Genomic DNA, 16,842 nt, shown 5'->3' with positions numbered 1-16,842 from the left:
TCGGTTTAGCAGGGGTTGCGGCCCGGCAAGTGACGGCAAGAGAGAGCCTAGTATGAAAGCGAACGACTATGAAGCGGGGAATAACGGTTCGGCGAAAGGGTTTGTCGCAGCTATATTCATACTGAGTTTCATTCCTCTCGCCGCCGGTATCTTTCGCCTTGCCGTGCTGGCAGGCGGCGCGGAAATTACGCCGGACAACGCGCGATTCTTCGCGTCTCCGACGCCGGTCGTGCTGCATATCCTTGGCGCCGTCGTGTATGTCATCCTGGGCGCGTTGCAATTCGTACCCGGTTTTCGGAGGCGACGGCCAGGCTGGCACCGCGCGGCTGGGCGGCTGCTCGTTCTATGCGGACTGATCGTGGGGCTCTCGGGGCTGTGGATGACCTTATCGTATCCGATTCCGTACGGCGGTCGCCTGCTTTACGTCTTGCGTCTCCTGTTCGGATCGGGCATGGTCGCTTCCATCCTCCTCGGCTTTATGGCGATCCTGCGAGGAGACGCGATCCGGCATCGTGCCTGGATGTCGCGGGGCTTCGCGATAGGGCTTGGCGCGGGCACGCAGGCGCTGACCCTGATGGCCGGGGAGATGGTCGCCGGCCCGCCGAACGATCTCGGCGAAGCTTTGCTGAATGGCGCGGGTTGGGTGATCAACCTCTCCGTGGCCGAATGGGTCATCCGCAGACAACGCAAGCCATATGAATGGAGGAAAAAGAGATGAAAGCTATCGTATACGAACGGTACGGACCGCCGGACGTGTTGCAACTGCGGGAGGTTGCCAAACCGGTTCCCAAGGAAGACGAGATCCTGATCCAGGTCTATGCGGCAACCGCCGCGGCGGGAGATTGGCGCTTGCGCAAGGCGGATCCTTTCTTGGCGCGGCTGTTCAACGGGCTGTTGAAACCGAAACGCGTCCCTATTCTTGGATTCGAACTGGCCGGCGTGGTCGAAGCGACGGGCAGTAAGGTGACTCGATTCAAGTCCGGCGATGAGGTCTTTGCATCTTGCGGCTTACAATTCGGCGCCTATGCCGAATACAAATGCTTGCCCGAGACAGGCAGCGTCACCTTAAAGCCGGCGAACATGACGTTCGAGGAGGCTGCCGCTGTTCCGGTTGGCGCCTTAACGGCATTGCAATTTCTTAGGAAAGGCCGCATTCAACGCGATCATCGCGTTCTCGTCTATGGCGCTTCAGGTAGCGTAGGGACATATGCGGTACAGCTGGCTAAGCATTTTGGCGCGGAAGTGACCGGAGTATGCAGCACGTCGAACGTGGAATTGGTGAGATCGCTCGGCGCCGACCGGGTCATCGACTATACGAAGGATCGGATATCGGATGATGGTCCGGCTTACGATATTATTCTCGACACGGTCGGGAAGAGTCCATTCCAGGCATGCTTGAAGCGTCTGTCGCCTAACGGCCTTTATCTGCAATCCGCTCAAGTGAGACTGTTGCCAATCGTTCGCGGGCAATGGATCAACTTGACGAGCAGCAAGAAGGTGATCGGGGGAGGAGTGAAGGAAAACCCGGAAGACTTGCTCTATTTGAAGGAACTCATCGAAGCCGGAGAGCTGCGTGCGGTCATCGATCGCCGTTATCCGCTGGAGCAAGCGGCCGAGGCTCACCGTTACGTAGAACAAGGCCATAAGAAAGGAAACGTGGTGTTAAGCGTTCGGCAGTGATGATGAGCTACGTTATATTATTTCGTTTAACCAATAAACAATGTATTGACTTCTTGCGCTCTCCGTCTATAATGAGGGACTGAGAAGGGCAGAGTGATCCCATGCAACTAGTCAAACACATCTTGAAGTTAGCCATTCCGTCGATCGCTACGTTCTCATCCATGACGTTCACCGGACTATTGGTCCTCATGATCGTCGGTAAACTCGGAGCGGCGGCGATTGCCGTCGTCGGCATCGTGAATATTATCATGTACAACCTTTGGGCGTTGTTCTCCGGCGTGCAAGGCGCGATCAACTACTTGGTCGCCCAAAACTACGGCCAAGACGATATGCGCCAGGGCAATCAGCGAATGCAGATCGCGCTGCTCATCACCGCGGTGCAAGGGATCGTGTTGATCGCGGGCAGCTTCTTCCTGCCGTACGGGATCTTATGGGCGATGGGCTCCAACGAATCGATACTCGATCTGGGGACGCCTTATTTGCAAGTCCGGATGCTGGCGCTTGCGTTCGGGATGTTCAACACCGTGTACTTCGCTTTCATGCGGGCGGTCGGAGATACAAAGACGCCGATGACGTTATCCTTGATCAACAGCGGGCTAGTCGTCATCTTGACCTACGTGCTGGCTTACGGAGAGTTCGGATTCCCGGAGCTGGGGCTGCAAGGGGCGGCTTGGAGCATGGTCATCGCGGAGGCGGCGACGATGCTATTGTGCTTGCTTGTACACTATCGTTATATGCATGAAAAATATCAGACGCGCGAATGGGTACCGATAGAACGCCCGCAAATTCGCTTGGTATCTTTCGAAAGCATGAAGCTCGGCATCATGGAAGTGTCGAACAGTATGGGAATGCTCGTGTTTACCGCATGCATCACGCATCTGGGCACGACGGCGATCGCGGCCAACGAGATCGCTTTGAACGTCCTATCGTTCGGATTCATGCCGTCGAACGGATTCGGAGCCGCGGCCACCATCGGAGTCGGTCAAGAAATCGGCAAAGGCAACCGGGTGGAAGCTCGCCGCTTCGGCATCGTGACCGTCTATTTGGGACTTATTTTCATGGCGCTCATCTCGATCGTATTCTTCCTGTTCGCGTTGCCGCTCGCGAAGATGTACACGACCGAGGAAGCCGTCTATACGACCGCGGTCTCGCTTATTCAGCTGACGGCTTTCGTTCAATTGTGCACGGGAGCGAACATTATTTTCGGCGGCGGATTGCGCGGCATCGGGGATACGACATTCCTATCGAGAACGGCGTTCGCAACCAACTGGCTGTTCTTCATTCCGTGCGCGGTCATCTTGACGCAAGTGTTCGATTTCGGTCAGACGGGAGCTTGGACCGCGCTTTGCATGTCGATCACGCTAACGGCGGCTATCAACTCGTTGCGGTATTTAAAGCTCGATTGGTCGAAGCTCAGCGTCGTAACGGGCAAAGCCAATGCCGCTCCCGCCGCGATGCATATGTAAGGTTTACCAAACAACCGCTTCCGGTGACGGAGCGGTTGTTTCTTTGCATACGTCTATACGAGCAGAGCCAAGAAATCCTCGCGGGGAATCGGGCCGAGGTACGCCCGCAGATCGACGCCCTCCAGCGCGGCGGCGAGAGACGCGGCGTCATAGCGGACGCCGATCAGCTTGGCCGCGATATCGGACACTTCGCCCGTGCCGAAGAAGTCGCCGTAGATGGCGGCTTCCTTCACGATTCCGCCTTCCACGTTGAGCCGCACGTCGTACGTGCCCGCGCCCTCGACGCGTTGTTTCTGCTTCACGTTGAACGCCGGGGAACGTCCGTAGTTCCAGTCCCAGGAACGGTATCTTTCGTCGGCGAGCGCGCGCGCTTCCGCCCATTGTTGTTCGCTCAGCTTGTACTCCGGAATTTCAGGCTCGTCCGCGAAGATCGACTTGAGCAGCGATTGGCGGAACTGCTCCATCGTCATCGGCTCGGCGAGAAACTCGGCGATGTTGGCGACGCGGCTGCGTACCGACTTCGTCGCCTTGGACGCGAACTTGGAAGGGTCGACGTTCAGCGCCGAGACGATCGCCTCGACCTCGGAGTCGAACAGCAGCGTGCCGTGGCTGAACATGCGGCCTTTGGAGGCGAACTGCGCGTTGCCGGATATTTTGCGTTCGCCGACTTGCAGATCGTTGCGTCCGCTGAGCTCGGCCTCCACGCCAAGCTTGCGCAGGGCGGCTACGACCGGCTCGGTGAACTTGCGGAAGTTATGGAACGATTTGCCGTCGTCGCGCGTGATGAAGCTGAAATTCAGGTTGCCAAGATCGTGGTATACCGCGCCGCCGCCGGATAGCCGCCGCACGACGCGGATGCCGTTGTCGGCGACGTAGGAAGCGTTGACTTCCTCGGCGGTGTTCTGGTTTTTGCCGATGATGATGGAAGGCTCGTTAATGTAGAAAAGAAGATAGTCGTCCTCCGCGGGGAGCTTCCGCAGGATGTACTCCTCGAGCGCGAGGTTCAAGGCGGGATCGTGAATGTTGCCGTTATCGACGAATCGCATGAAGATTCCTCCTAAGCTGACTGAATCGCATTATGGAATCAGTTAAGCACATCGGGAAACGGATCGCAAATGCGGGCATCTGTTCTTGACACCTTATCGCGAATGCGTTAGATTACTATCCAATAGCAACTCCCATATCGAACAGCAATGACCCAAGGAAACGTCGTTCAAGCTCGGTCGTACAGAGAGGAAGCCCTAGGCTGCAAGGCTTCCCGATGCGAATGGACGCACCCCGCCTTGCGAGCTGCCGCGGAGAATCGAGTATCCGCCGCCGGGATCTTCCCGTTATCCAACGAGAACCGACAGGGTGCTTGATGCTGCCTGCTCGGTTGAACTAGGGTGGTACCACGAGCGAGCGCATTCGTCCCTGACGAGTGCGCTTTTTGGCGTTCGGGGGGCGAACGGTGCAAACACGGATCCCCAGATAACGGAACTCATGAAACATCTTCCCTAATGAAGGAGGCAATCATCATGCGTCAGAATACACTGCTCGCGCCAACTCTGCGCGAGGCGCCGGCCGATTCGGAGGCGATCAGCCACCAACTGTTGCTGCGCGCGGGATTCATTCGGCAATTGGCGGCGGGTATCTATACATATTTGCCGCTAGGGTGGCGAGTGCTTCGCAAACTAGAGAGTATCGTCCGGCAGGAGATGGATGCGGCGGGCGCGCAGGAGCTGCTCATGCCGGCCATGCAACCGGCGGAGCTGTGGCAGGAGTCGGGACGATACGACGTATACGGGCCGGAGCTGATTCGGCTGAGCGATCGGCACGACCGGGCGTTCGCGCTCGGTCCGACGCACGAGGAGGTTATTACGGCGCTCGTGCGCGACGAGATTCAGTCGTACCGGAAGCTTCCGGTGACGCTCTATCAAATCCAGACGAAGTACCGCGACGAGCGGCGTCCGAGGTTCGGGCTGCTGCGGGGACGTGAGTTCTTGATGAAGGACGCGTACTCGTTCGATACGAGCTGGGAGGGCTTGAACCGCACTTACTGGCGGATGTACGAGGCTTATGGCGCAATCTTCGCGCGCTGCGGCTTGAACGTTCGTCCGGTGGAAGCCGACGCGGGAGCGATCGGCGGCGAAGGAAGCACGCACGAGTTCATGGCGCTCGCCGACATCGGGGAGGATACGATCGCGAGCTGCACGCACTGCGACTATGCATCCAACCTGGAAAAGGCTCGCGCGGGGGACAGAGGCGCGCAGACATCGACCGATCGTACCTCCGTTATCCCGCAACCCGAAAAAATCCACACGCCGAATATCCGCACGATCAACGAACTGGTCGCGGCGCTCGATATCCACGCTAACGAGCTCATCAAGACGATCGTCGCGCTCGTCGACGGCAAACCGGTTGCGATTCTCGTTCGCGGCGATCACGACGTTAACGAGATTAAAGTTCGCCATTACTTCGGCGGCGCGGCAAACTTCGAGATGGCGGACGCGGATACGATCGAGCGCCTGACGGGCGCGGCTGTCGGATTCCTCGGCCCGATTGGCTTAGACCTCCCAATACTGGCAGACATTGCGGTAGCGCGCATGTCTGGCGGCGTTGCGGGAGCGAACGAGCGAGATTTCCACTTGCGCAACGTTCAACCGTTACGCGACATCCCGCACGCGCAGATCGGCGACTTCCGCAACGTTGCGGAGCGCGACCCATGCCCGCGTTGCGAGGAAGGCACGCTCGCGTTCAATCGCGGCATCGAAGTCGGACACGTATTCAAGCTCGGCACGAAGTATAGCGAGAAGCTGGGCGCGGCGTTCCTGAACGCCGAAGGCAAGCGGCAAGCCGCGATCATGGGCTGCTACGGCATCGGCGTTTCCCGCATGCTGTCCGCGATCGCGGAGCAGAACCACGACGCGGGCGGGCTCGTCTGGCCGCTCGCGATCGCGCCGTTCCATGTCCATCTGATTCCGGTGTCTATCAAAGACGAGACGCAGATGCAGGCGGCGGAACGTCTCTACCAAGAGCTATCCGCACGCGGGATCGAAGTGCTCCTTGACGATCGCGACGAACGTCCGGGCGTGAAGTTCAAGGACGCGGACTTGTTCGGCATTCCGATGCAGGTCGTCGTCGGCAAGCAGGCCGGCGAAGGGCTCGTCGAGTTCAAATTCCGCAACCAAACGCTCAAAAATACGATACCCATAGACGAAGCTACTCGGCGTATAATGGAGAAGATGAACAGTATCGGTTAGACGGATGGGAGCGGCATAATGAAGAAGATCATGTTTACGGGCGGCGGGTCGGCCGGTCACGTAACGGTGAATTTGGCGTTAATACCAAGGTTCCAGTCGGAAGACTGGACCGTTGAATATATCGGCTCGCATGCGGGTATCGAGAAACAATTGATCGCGGACGTTCCGAACGTGAGGTATCACGGGATCGCGACGGGCAAGCTGCGCAGGTATTTGGACTGGAACAACATCAAAGACCCGTTTCGGGTCGTCAAAGGCGTATTCGATGCGTACCGCGCGATCAAGCGGGGCAAACCGGACGTGATTTTTTCCAAAGGCGGGTTCGTTTCCGTTCCGGTCGTGCTGGGCGCCAAGCTGAACCGGGTGCCGGTCGTCATTCACGAATCGGACGTGACGCCGGGACTCGCGAATAAGATCGCGATTCCGTTCGCGACGAAGGTGTGCACGACGTTCCCGGACACGGAGCGGCATCTTCCGAAGAAGAAGGCGTACTACGTCGGTCCGGTCATCCGTGAGGCGCTGGGCCGCGGCAACGCGGCCGGAGGGCGGGCGTGGAGCGGGTTCACGGATCGCAAGCCGGTCATGCTCATCATGGGCGGCAGCTTAGGCTCGCGCCGAATCAACCTCGCGGTGAGAGAGTCGCTGGAACGATTGACCGGGCGGTTCCAGATCGTGCATCTGTGCGGGAAAGGGCAGACGGACGACTCCGTAAAGGCGCCGGGCTACCTGCAAATCGAATACGTGCAAGACGAATTGCCGGACATCCTCGCGATGACCGATCTCGTCGTCTCCCGCGCGGGAGCCAACTCCATCTTCGAGTTTCTGCACCTGCGCAAGCCGATGCTGCTGATCCCGCTCACGAGAGCGCAAAGCCGAGGCGATCAACTGCTTAACGCCGAATCGTTCCGCAAGTCGGGCTATTGCGACGTGCTGCAGGAAGAGGATCTGACCGCGGACACGCTCGTCTCGCGAATTGACCGGCTTTACGATAACCGTCAAGCCTATATCGACCGCATGGAGAAGGGCGCGCCGCATACGGATACGCTGGGTAACCTGATGAGTCTGATCAAGGGCGTGGCGAAGAAACGTTAGCTGCAATCGTACAGTTATCGAATCAAATCGACCAGCATATTGAAATTACCTGCGAACATGCAGGTAATTTTTGCGTTATCGGGTCAAATAAGCGCTGGTTAGGACTGTGACTGCACTTTCGCAGTTATTTAAGTCTCTAGGAGGGACAACGTATAAAATACATGTATTTTCGCAGACGTTGCGACTTGGCAGACTAGCCGGAGCCAAACCAAACCAAACCAAACCAAACCAAACTCCGTAATAATGCCAACGATCTCCATGCGATCAGACATTCATGCGCCGAACCAGCCGTGCTATCTTGTCACAAGAAGCCGCGAAACGCGTGAGCGCAGCGGCCAACTTGCAGATGAGGGGCGAATCGCATGGCGAAAGCAGCGGACAAATATTTGAAGGTAGACCCTTGGGCGGTCGTCGAGGAGGGTTTCGACCCCGCGCGTAACCGGGTATCCGAATCGATCTTCTCCTTGGGCAACGAATATATGGGGATACGGGGATTTCCGGACGAGGGTTATAGCGGGGACAGCCTCGTCGGCAGCTATTTCAACGGTTTGTACGAAGAGATGAAGCTCGGCGCGCATTACAAGGGCATCATTCGCCAGCTCCGGTTCATGGCGAACGCGGTCAACTGGGCGCACACGCGCATCGAAGCAGAGGGAGAGACGCTGGATCTGGCGACGAGCGCGTTCTCCGGCTTCATGCGCAGAGTCGATTTTCGCACCGGCGTCTATGAACGTCGATTCGTCTGGCATCTGGCGAGCGGCAAGTCGATCCGGATCACGTTCGAGCGTCTTGTCAGCATGACGCAATCGAACTTGGGCGGCCAGCGGGTCGCGTTCGAAACGGACGATTTCGAGGGCAACCTCCGCATCCGCGCAGGCCTTGACTTCTCTCCGATCCACGAGGATCAAGGCAAGAACCTGTGGAACGAGATAACAAGCGGAGAGGAGAACGGCTGGACGAGCATCGTTGCCAAGACGATCAACACGGGCAACCGACTGGCGTCGGCTTTCACGCTGTCGGCATCGCACAATGCGGCAACGACGCCCGTGAAGGAAGAGAAATACGTCGGGCAAGCGTTCGCGCTTCCGCTGAGGCCGGGGCAGCCTTCGCACTTCTCCAAGCTTGTCGTCAACTACGCCGAGAAGGACGCATCCGTCGACATGGCGGCGCTGAAAGAGTGTGTGACTGCCGTTATCGACGCCTTGCCGATCAAGACGTTCAACGAATTCGTCGCCGATCAAACCGCGTATTGGACGCGCATCTGGGAGACGTCGGACATCGCGATCGAGGGCGATCCGGACAATCAGCAAGGTATCCGCTACTGTATTTTCCAACTATATCAGACGTATCGGGGAGACAATCCGGGCTTCAATATCGGCGCGAAAGGCTTGACCGGCGAAGCGTATCGCGGGCTCGCGTTCTGGGATACGGAGACGTACTGCCTGCCGTTCTATCTGTTCAACAATCCGAAGGCGGCCAGAAGCTTGCTCGAATTCCGCTACAAGTCGCTGCCGAATGCGCTGGAGCGGGCGAAGGAAGTCGATTGCAAAGGCGCGTTCTATCCGATCGCGACGATCGACGGCACGGAAAGCTGCGACCTGTGGCAGCATTCGAATCTTCAGCTTCAAGTCGGCACGGCTGTCGGCTACGGGATATGGCATTACGTGAAGGTAACCGGAGATAAAGCGTTCCTGCACGAGCAAGGCATGGAGATGCTGCTGCAGCTGTGCCGGTTCTACGAGAGCCGCGGCCAATGGGGACAGAAGACGGGGCAGTTCGGGTACTACGGGGTCATGGGACCTGACGAGTTCCAATTGATGGTCAACAACAACTGCTATTTGAACCTGACCGCCCGAAAACTGTTCGAGTACACGCTCGAAGCGATCGAGGGCATGCGCAAGGACGTGCCCGAGGCGTTCAAGTCGCTGGCGGATCGGCTTGGCGTGACGGAGGCGGAATGGAAAGGCTGGCGGCGTCTGGCCGATAACATGAAGATCCCGCTCGACGAAGAGACGGGCGTGTACGAGCAGCACGACGGGTTCTTCGATATGCCGCACATCGACATCCATTCGATTCCGGTGACGGACTTCCCGCTCTACCATAACTGGTCGTACGACCGCATCTATCGTTACGACATGATCAAACAGCCGGACGTGCTCATGTTCATGTTCCTGTACAACCAGCAATTCTCGCCCGAAGCGAAACGCGCGAACTACGAATATTACGAGTCCCGCTGCATTCACGAGTCCTCGCTGTCGCCGTCGATCCATTCGATCTTCGCGGCCGAGCTCGGCAAGCACGACGAAGCGTACAAGTTTTTCGAGTTCGCGACTCGCCTCGATCTCGACAACTACAACCGCAATACGCGGGAAGGGCTGCACACGACGTCGATCGCGGCGGCTTGGATGAACATCGTGTACGGCTTCGGAGGCATGCGTTCCGACGGCCCCGACGGCTTGATCTTGAACCCTTCGATCCCGGCGCGTTGGAGTGGGTATAGCTTTAAGTTCCAGTACAAGGGCACGGTGCTCGGCGTGCGCGCATCGCGCGGGGACGTAGAGGTGAAAGCCGTCTCCGGCGAGCCGGTTCGGGTGCGCTTGTACGGCCGGGACTATACGATCGACGCGGCCGGCGTTACGCTGGAGCTTGAAGAGGCGAGAATCGGATAAGGCGTATGGCGAAGAGGTTTTCATGCGTGAGTCCGCGATCGATCGGATCGGATCGGGCGCATACGCTGAATAACGTACAACAACCGTTCTCCGCTTCAACTGCATGAAATACAGTTCGTTATCGCAAGATCGCCAATTTCACCTGAATAACCGCACGAACTACAGTACATTATCGCCGAAACATCGGTTCTCGCATTTTCTCCCAAAATAACTGCACTTCGTACCGTTAACAGGTCAAGGAGTATCCCGTTGGTCGGAATACCTGCCATACATGCAGTTAGTGTCGAGCGATGAGATGACGCTGCTTTGGCCTAGTTGATATCGATCGATCGGTAATAAAAATAGAGGTGCCCCTCGGTCGAATCGACTTTGGGACACCTCTTTTCATCATGAAAGGTCGAAGAGGTTGCAAATCGGATGGATTATTCTTAAGATCAGATCATACGTAAACAAGAATATTGCATAAAGGAAGGTTGGATATGGAGGCAGCGTTGGCAGGAAGCTTTATATCCGCAATGGCCACTGTTTTCGGTGCCGCTCCGATCTTTTTCATCCGGAAGCTGTCCGAGAAGTGGAAAGATATCCTGATCGCTTTCACGGCGGGAATTATGGTGTCCGCTTCTACTTTCGGTCTTATGCCGCAAGCGATCAAGGAATCGGGCATCGTCGGGTTAACCTTGGGCTTGCTTGCGGGGATTATCGTGCTGGATCAGATCGAGAAGAACATTCCGCATATCGACGTCGAGAACGACAGCCGGGTCTCCGCTTTCGATTCGAAGTCTTTGCTGGTCATCATCGCGTTGTTCATTCATAATATTCCGGAAGGGCTGAGTACCGGGTTCAGCTACGCGAGCCAGAGTTCGGGACTCGGACCGATTGTGGCGATCTCGATCGGGGCGCAGAACGTTCCGGAAGGGCTGATTCTCGCCGTATTCCTCATTAACTCGAACGTCAGCAAGCTAAGGTCGTTCCTCATCGTATTTATCACCGGCCTTATGGAGGCCGTATCGGCCGTCGCCGGATACATGATGGCGAGCGGCATCCAGGGGATGATCGGATTCGGGCTGGCGTTCGCCGCGGGCGCGATGATGTTCATCGTGTATAAAGAGCTCATTCCCGAGAGCCATGGACACGGTTACGAAAGACCTTCGACGTATTCGTTCATATTCGGCCTATTGATCATGATCTATATCAGTCATTGGTTCGGCTGACCAAGCTGCCCCAGGAAAGGATACCGCTGCGCTATGAAAGCCAAAACCCGTTCCACCCTGACCGCGATCGGCGTATTCCTGCTGGCGAAGTTCAAGTGGGTCATCGCTCTGCTCAAGTGGTCCAAGTTCGGCGGCACGCTCTTCTCGATGGCGGCGAGCCTGTCGGCTTACGCGTTATTCTTCGGATGGAAATTCGCGATCGCGATCGTGTACCTTATATTCGTTCATGAAATGGGCCATCTCGTGGCGGCCCGCCACAAAGGAATCGCGACGTCTCCGGCGATGTTCATTCCTTTCGTCGGCGCGATGATTTCCATGAAGGAACGACCGCGCGACGCGGCGACCGAAGCCTATTTGGCTTACGGCGGTCCGCTAGCGGGATTGCTTTCCTTCTTGCCCGCGGTGCTGCTCTATCAGGTGGACCAAGTTCCGTTCTGGGCGCTCGTCATCTACCTCGGCGCGACGATCAACCTATTCAACTTGCTCCCGGTGTCGCCTCTGGACGGGGGCAGAATCGTATCCGTGCTCTCGACGAAAATATGGCTGTTCGGACTGGCCGCTCTGCTGGCGCTTGTCGTGGCGTTCCCCGATAGTCCGATGATGTACGTGATTCTGCTGATCGGGATATTCTCCTGGTGGAACCGCGCGAGGGAAGGCTACCGCAGCGAAGTGCTGGGCTACGAGAAGGAGAAGCTGGAGCGGCTCGCGGCGATGCTGCGGGACTGGCCGAAGCTGACGAGCACGCTGCCGCTTAAGATGGCGCTGGCCGCCGAAGCCGAAGAAGCGATGAAACACAGAGGCAAGCTGCGCAAATGGTCGATTCCTTTCCTGCACGACAAGGAGAAGTTCGCGCGCGAGAAGGCGGAGATCGACCTGAATTATGTCATGCGAACGCGCGAGTTGCTGCAAGAGTGGGAGCATCAGCCGGTTCTGTACGAGGACGGAGATCCCGACCGTCCGGTGCCGTCCGAGCTGCTCGAGCATGCTGTGCGCAAGGCTGAAGCCGATATCGCCGTCATTCAGGAAGAGCAAACCCGTTATCGGACGTACTATAAATCCTCGTCGGCGGTGAAGTGGAAGGTGCTGATCGCGTACTTGCTGCTGGCGGGCGTCTTGTCGGGGTTCATGCTGTACGGTTATCGATTGATGGAGCTGTATACGTTATAGGCGATGAACGAACAACGACTTCCTATCCCGCATGACGGGATGAGGAAGTCGTTGCGTTTTACCGGTTGCCGTACTTGTACACGCCGATACCTAGAAAAACCGACGCTACGATGAACACGTAGGGGCCGGAGCCCGCCGCATTGATCGAGACGCCGAACACGTCCGCGCTTTTCCAGTTAATATAGGCGATGCCGCAGACGATGCCCGCGATCGCGCCGACGTATCCGCCGAGTTTATGGATCGATTTGCCCTGGAGCAACCGAATGATCGGATACAGGAAACAGATCAGGAACAAGTATCCGTCTTGGCTGAAGCCGTTCTCGGAATAAAATCCGAGTTCCACCCATGTGAAAAATAGACATAACACAGCCAAGCAAGTCGAGACGAAAATGATTTTGCCGCCCAAATCCCACGCGCTGAAGTTGAATTTCATGAAGTCCTCCCGATGTCGCTGCTTATTGTGGCGAGGCATGCTCGCAAGCCTCATTCAGTATAACAAGTCCAAGTATGCCGCGAAGCTAAAGATAAGCTTAAATTTAATGGAGCGAATGACCTTTGATTATATGCGGGGGATTAAAGAAGCCGATCGTTCTATTACGCCTGCATGGAATACAGTTATTCGGTCTCAGATCCTTATACAAGTTGATTTACTTGCACAAAATGCATGTAGGAGCTCGTAAATCTTTAAAAAATGTATTTTTCGCCTAAATTACTGCACTCTGCGCAGTTACTTTGGATTAGTAGACAGCTCATTCAGTTCTAGAACTGTATTCAATACATGTAAGCGAAGATTTAATGGAGCGGAGTTTTTCATAAAAAGCAGCATCAGCATGCGGGCTACTCTATCATTAGTCGAATTCCAGCAGCGCCGCGAGGGCGGCGAGAGCGGCCAGATGCGCGGGATAGAAGCTGCGCCATAGCCAGCGGGGAGGCGCCAGTCCAAGCTTGAAACTCGCGAACAGCGTGTCCCGGTAGGCGAGGAAGAGCGTCGGGAAGATGCTGAACGCTTGCACCAGCCAATCGGAATCGAGAGCGAATGCCAGCGCGTTAAGGGCAAGATGCGCGAGCACCCAATATCTGCGATCCAGATAGCGGTAGATGCAGATGAGCGCGATCGCGTAGTAGCCGTAGTCGAACGGGAGCGCTTCGAGCGCGAACGCGGCGACGGCGGCGAAGCCGACGGCCCAGCGCGGATAACGGTCTGCCGAGATCAGTACCGCGAGACAAACCGCCAACGTGCCGATGACGTTAATCTTTAACGTAGATAACCCTAGCATGAAAGGAATTTGGGAGAGGACGGCGAGAATGACGAGGCGCCGCAGGTAGCGGCCGACGTCGCGCGTGCGAAAGTAGCCTTGCACGATGAAATAAGCATAGATCGGGAACGCCATCCTACCGATGACCCGCCAAGAGACGTTGCCGGGGAAGAAAATGATGCCGATATGATCGATTAACATCGAGAGCATGGCGATGATTTGCATGGCTGCGCCTCCGTGCGCGTTCGATTGTACTCTTATGTAAAAGAATATACGAACGGTAAGCGGCGAACAAGCGCAGGGAAGGAAGGGTTGACCGTCGCAGCGGGTTGGACAATAATGGGTGTGTCGGCAACGGACATAACGGTGAAATGAGTTGCTATGGCAGTCCGCTCGCAAGCGGATTGCCTCTTTATTTTTTCGCTCGGCTACAAAATAAGGTATGATGAGTGTTGACGATATCGACTCGGGAGGTTTTATGGAACAGCAAGCGATCTATGCGATAGCGATATTCGCCGTCGCTTACGGTTTGATTATATCGGACAAGGTTCATCGGACGATCGTTGCGATGCTCGGAGGCATAGCCGTCGTCGCTTTCGGCATCGTAGACGTGAACTCGGCGATTGAGTCGTATATCGACTTTAATACGCTGGGCTTGCTGATCGGCATGATGATTATCGTCGGCGTGACGGCGAAGTCGGGGCTGTTCAGCTACATCGCGGTCATAGCGGCCAAGCGGGCGAAGGGCGAGCCGGTCAGAATCATGCTCGCGCTTGCGGTCGTTACGGCGGTCGCTTCGGCGTTCTTGGATAACGTAACGACGGTGATGCTTATCGTACCGGTGTCTTTCAGTCTGGCTAGACAATTGCAAGTAAGTCCGTATCCGTTCCTATTCACGCAAATTCTCGCTTCCAACATCGGCGGCACGGCGACATTAATCGGCGACCCGCCGAATATCATGATCGGCAGCGCGGTGGAGGAATTGACCTTCATGGCGTTCATCGACAATTTGGCGCCGATCGTCGTCCTGATCTTGGCGGTTCATCTTCCGCTGTTCAGGTTGCTTTTCCGCGGCGAACTTCGTACGACGGAGGCGCGCAAAAGCGATGTGATGGATCTCGATGCGCGCGCGCTGCTGACGGATATTCCGCTGCTGTGGAAGAGCCTAGCCATTCTGGCGCTCACGGTCATCGGATTTTTCCTGCATGGCGTGATCCACGTGGAGTCTTCCGTTATGGCGCTTGCCGGCGCGTTTCTCTTGTTGCTGCTAGCGGGCGAACATACGATGGAGGAGGCGCTGTCCCGCGTCGAATGGACGACGATTTTCTTCTTCGTCGGATTGTTCACGCTGGTAGGCGGATTAGTAGACACCGGCATCATTCGGGATTTGGCCGTACAAGCCATCGATCTTACGGGCGGCAACGCGACGGCTACGGCTATGCTGGTGCTATGGATGAGCGCGCTGTTCTCGGCGTTCATGGATAACATCCCGTTCGTGGCGACGATGATTCCGCTCATTCAAGAGATGGGCGCCTTGGGCGTTAGCGACCTAGAGCCGATCTGGTGGAGTCTGGCTCTCGGAGCATGCTTGGGCGGCAACGGGACGCTGATCGGCGCCAGCGCGAATCTCGTGACAGCGGGGCTGGCGGCCAAGGAAGGCTATCCCATCAAATTCGTGAAGTTTATGAAGCTTGCATTACCGCTGATGCTGCTGTCGGTTGCGATCTGCAGCGTCTATATTTATTTGCGATACTTATGAGTAATGGTGATCAGATAACATGCAGCAAGAAGGAGTAACGATGAACGGATTAGAAATGGCTAGCGCCAAGCCTGTGGGCAGACGACAAGCGGTCGTATGGCTAATCGCGCTGCTAGGCTCGCTGACCGCGTTCGGGCCGCTGTCGCTCGATCTGTATTTGCCCGCATTGCCTCAACTGGCGACCGATTACGGAACGAGCTCGTCGCTGGCCCAGCTTAGTCTCACGTCTTGCATGATCGGCTTGTCCGTCGGCCAACTGTTCGCAGGCGCGTGGAGCGACGTTATCGGCAGACGGTGGCCGCTGCTTGTCGGGCTTGCGGTGTACGGTATCGCATCTCTATTGTGCGCGATGAGCCCTTCGATCGGAACGTTCATCGCGCTTCGGTTTATACAAGGCTTTGCCGGCTCGGCGGGCATCGTCATTGCCCGCGCGGCGGCGCGGGACATGTACGAGGGTCCCGAGCTGACCCGCTTCTTCGCGATGCTAATGCTCGTGAACGGTGCGGCCCCGATCTTATCGCCGGTCATCGGAGGGCAGTTGATGAAGGCGATGGGCTGGGAAGGATTGTTCTACGTGCTGGCGGGATGGGGGCTGCTGCTGTTCGTCGGCGTTCTATTCGGTTTGCCGGAGACTTTGCTTGCGGAGAAGAGGATGACCGGCGGATTAGGCGAGACGCTGCGGACGTTCCGAAGGCTGCTCGGCAATCGCCGCTTCATGGGATTCGCGCTTACGCAGGGATTGGTGTCTGCGGCTATGTTCGCGTACATCTCGGGCTCGCCGTTCGTGCTGCAGAACATTTACGGCGTATCGCCGCAGCTATTCAGCGTGTTCTTCGCGGTCAACGGTCTCGGAATCATTATCGCCGGACAACTAACCGGCCGGCTTGCCGCCCGGGTGGACGAGAAGAAGCTGTTCGTCGCAGGATTAGGCATCGCGCTCTGCGGGGGTGTGTCGTTGTTAGCGATGATCGCGCTCGACGCTCCGCTCGCTTTGATCCTTATCCCGCTCTTCTTCGTCGTGTCGAGCGTCGGTATGGTCAGCACAAGCGGATTCGTTCTCGCGATGGGCGATCAGGGGCATGCGGCGGGCAGCGCGTCGGCCCTCCTTGGCTTGATGACGTTCCTGCTTGGCGGGCTGCTGGCGCCGTTCGTCGGCATTGCCGGCAGCAGCAACGCACTGCCGATGGGCATTATTATCGCGGCATTGGAATGCTGCGCGGTGCTTGTTTTTCTGCTTATGGTTCATTGGAGAAAAACTCCCGCAGCCGTATAATGGATAGAGATAAAGAGGAGCGTGCAT

13 protein-coding genes are annotated in these 16,842 nt (G+C 56.9%); 10 read left to right on the top strand and 3 right to left on the bottom strand.

Features of this window, described 5'->3' with window-relative positions:
• Window positions 1–52: 52 nt before the first annotated feature.
• The 3 genes from COHPA_RS0110820 to COHPA_RS0110810 all read left to right on the top strand — a co-directional run bounded on the left by COHPA_RS0110820 (window position 53) and on the right by COHPA_RS0110810 (window position 3,146).
• Window positions 53–718 (top strand): DUF2306 domain-containing protein, encoded by a 666-nt coding sequence (locus tag COHPA_RS0110820; protein WP_027086193.1) that lies wholly within the window; start codon window positions 53–55, stop codon window positions 716–718.
• On the top strand, window positions 715–1,680 hold the full coding sequence (locus tag COHPA_RS0110815; RefSeq protein WP_027086192.1) for an NAD(P)-dependent alcohol dehydrogenase: 966 nt from the start codon (window positions 715–717) through the stop codon (window positions 1,678–1,680). The genes COHPA_RS0110820 and COHPA_RS0110815 overlap by 4 nt, the downstream gene beginning before the upstream one ends.
• Before the next feature lie 101 nt (window positions 1,681–1,781).
• Window positions 1,782–3,146 carry an MATE family efflux transporter gene (locus COHPA_RS0110810; RefSeq protein ID WP_027086191.1) on the top strand — a complete coding sequence of 455 codons (1,365 nt, stop codon included), beginning with the start codon at window positions 1,782–1,784 and terminating at the stop codon, window positions 3,144–3,146.
• A gap of 53 nt (window positions 3,147–3,199) precedes the next feature.
• On the opposite strand, the gene lplA is transcribed toward COHPA_RS0110810, so the two are convergent.
• Window positions 3,200–4,192, bottom strand: coding sequence for a lipoate--protein ligase (gene lplA, locus COHPA_RS0110805; protein ID WP_027086190.1), 993 nt, complete (start codon window positions 4,190–4,192; stop codon window positions 3,200–3,202).
• A 471-nt stretch (window positions 4,193–4,663) separates the two neighbouring features.
• Here lplA and COHPA_RS0110800 point away from each other — a divergent pair, with 471 nt between their 5' ends.
• The 5 genes from COHPA_RS0110800 (at window position 4,664) to COHPA_RS0110780 (ending at window position 12,527) form a co-directional block, all read left to right on the top strand.
• Window positions 4,664–6,388 carry a proline--tRNA ligase gene (locus COHPA_RS0110800; RefSeq protein WP_027086189.1) on the top strand — a complete coding sequence of 575 codons (1,725 nt, stop codon included), beginning with the start codon at window positions 4,664–4,666 and terminating at the stop codon, window positions 6,386–6,388.
• 18 nt (window positions 6,389–6,406) lie between these two features.
• Complete coding sequence (locus COHPA_RS0110795) at window positions 6,407–7,480, top strand: undecaprenyldiphospho-muramoylpentapeptide beta-N-acetylglucosaminyltransferase (protein ID WP_027086188.1); 1,074 nt, start codon at window positions 6,407–6,409, stop codon at window positions 7,478–7,480.
• Window positions 7,481–7,842: 362 nt separating this feature from the next.
• Window positions 7,843–10,149, top strand: coding sequence for a glycoside hydrolase family 65 protein (locus COHPA_RS0110790; protein ID WP_027086187.1), 2,307 nt, complete (start codon window positions 7,843–7,845; stop codon window positions 10,147–10,149).
• Between the two features lie 479 nt (window positions 10,150–10,628).
• Window positions 10,629–11,360 (top strand): ZIP family metal transporter, encoded by a 732-nt coding sequence (locus COHPA_RS0110785; RefSeq protein ID WP_027086186.1) that lies wholly within the window; start codon window positions 10,629–10,631, stop codon window positions 11,358–11,360.
• A 33-nt stretch (window positions 11,361–11,393) separates the two neighbouring features.
• Window positions 11,394–12,527, top strand: coding sequence for a site-2 protease family protein (locus tag COHPA_RS0110780; protein WP_027086185.1), 1,134 nt, complete (start codon window positions 11,394–11,396; stop codon window positions 12,525–12,527).
• A gap of 58 nt (window positions 12,528–12,585) precedes the next feature.
• Here COHPA_RS0110780 and COHPA_RS0110775 read toward each other — a convergent pair whose 3' ends face one another.
• The gene (locus tag COHPA_RS0110775; protein ID WP_035119420.1) at window positions 12,586–12,960 is read right to left on the bottom strand and encodes a hypothetical protein; all 375 of its coding nucleotides are present in this window, start codon (window positions 12,958–12,960) and stop codon (window positions 12,586–12,588) included.
• 415 nt (window positions 12,961–13,375) lie between these two features.
• Complete coding sequence (locus COHPA_RS0110765; protein ID WP_027086182.1) at window positions 13,376–14,008, bottom strand: TraX family protein; 633 nt, start codon at window positions 14,006–14,008, stop codon at window positions 13,376–13,378.
• A 253-nt stretch (window positions 14,009–14,261) separates the two neighbouring features.
• On the opposite strand from COHPA_RS0110765, the gene COHPA_RS0110760 reads away from it, so the two are divergent.
• Together COHPA_RS0110760 and COHPA_RS0110755 are read left to right on the top strand one after the other, a co-directional pair.
• On the top strand, window positions 14,262–15,542 hold the full coding sequence (locus COHPA_RS0110760) for an ArsB/NhaD family transporter (RefSeq protein ID WP_027086181.1): 1,281 nt from the start codon (window positions 14,262–14,264) through the stop codon (window positions 15,540–15,542).
• Between the two features lie 40 nt (window positions 15,543–15,582).
• On the top strand, window positions 15,583–16,815 hold the full coding sequence (locus tag COHPA_RS0110755; RefSeq protein ID WP_027086180.1) for a multidrug effflux MFS transporter: 1,233 nt from the start codon (window positions 15,583–15,585) through the stop codon (window positions 16,813–16,815).
• Window positions 16,816–16,842: the final 27 nt, after the last annotated feature.

The sequence above is a fragment of the Cohnella panacarvi Gsoil 349 genome (assembly GCF_000515335.1).
In the GTDB taxonomy this organism is placed as follows: Bacteria; Bacillota; Bacilli; order Paenibacillales; family Paenibacillaceae; genus Cohnella; species Cohnella panacarvi.
The sequence above is the reverse complement of the archived record's forward strand: the minus strand, read 5'-3'. Positions and strand labels throughout refer to the sequence as shown.

What these genes read in the sequence shown, in the direction of transcription:
- COHPA_RS0110820 (WP_027086193.1), top strand. Translation starts at nt 53, where the DNA reads ATGAAAGCGAACGACTATGAAGCGGGGAATAACGGTTCGGCGAAAGGG.
- COHPA_RS0110815 (WP_027086192.1), top strand. Translation starts at nt 715, where the DNA reads ATGAAAGCTATCGTATACGAACGGTACGGACCGCCGGACGTGTTGCAA.
- COHPA_RS0110810 (WP_027086191.1), top strand. Translation starts at nt 1,782, where the DNA reads ATGCAACTAGTCAAACACATCTTGAAGTTAGCCATTCCGTCGATCGCT.
- lplA (WP_027086190.1), bottom strand. Translation starts at nt 4,192, where the DNA reads ATGCGATTCGTCGATAACGGCAACATTCACGATCCCGCCTTGAACCTC.
- COHPA_RS0110800 (WP_027086189.1), top strand. Translation starts at nt 4,664, where the DNA reads ATGCGTCAGAATACACTGCTCGCGCCAACTCTGCGCGAGGCGCCGGCC.
- COHPA_RS0110795 (WP_027086188.1), top strand. Translation starts at nt 6,407, where the DNA reads ATGAAGAAGATCATGTTTACGGGCGGCGGGTCGGCCGGTCACGTAACG.
- COHPA_RS0110790 (WP_027086187.1), top strand. Translation starts at nt 7,843, where the DNA reads ATGGCGAAAGCAGCGGACAAATATTTGAAGGTAGACCCTTGGGCGGTC.
- COHPA_RS0110785 (WP_027086186.1), top strand. Translation starts at nt 10,629, where the DNA reads ATGGAGGCAGCGTTGGCAGGAAGCTTTATATCCGCAATGGCCACTGTT.
- COHPA_RS0110780 (WP_027086185.1), top strand. Translation starts at nt 11,394, where the DNA reads ATGAAAGCCAAAACCCGTTCCACCCTGACCGCGATCGGCGTATTCCTG.
- COHPA_RS0110775 (WP_035119420.1), bottom strand. Translation starts at nt 12,960, where the DNA reads ATGAAATTCAACTTCAGCGCGTGGGATTTGGGCGGCAAAATCATTTTC.
- COHPA_RS0110765 (WP_027086182.1), bottom strand. Translation starts at nt 14,008, where the DNA reads ATGCAAATCATCGCCATGCTCTCGATGTTAATCGATCATATCGGCATC.
- COHPA_RS0110760 (WP_027086181.1), top strand. Translation starts at nt 14,262, where the DNA reads ATGGAACAGCAAGCGATCTATGCGATAGCGATATTCGCCGTCGCTTAC.
- COHPA_RS0110755 (WP_027086180.1), top strand. Translation starts at nt 15,583, where the DNA reads ATGAACGGATTAGAAATGGCTAGCGCCAAGCCTGTGGGCAGACGACAA.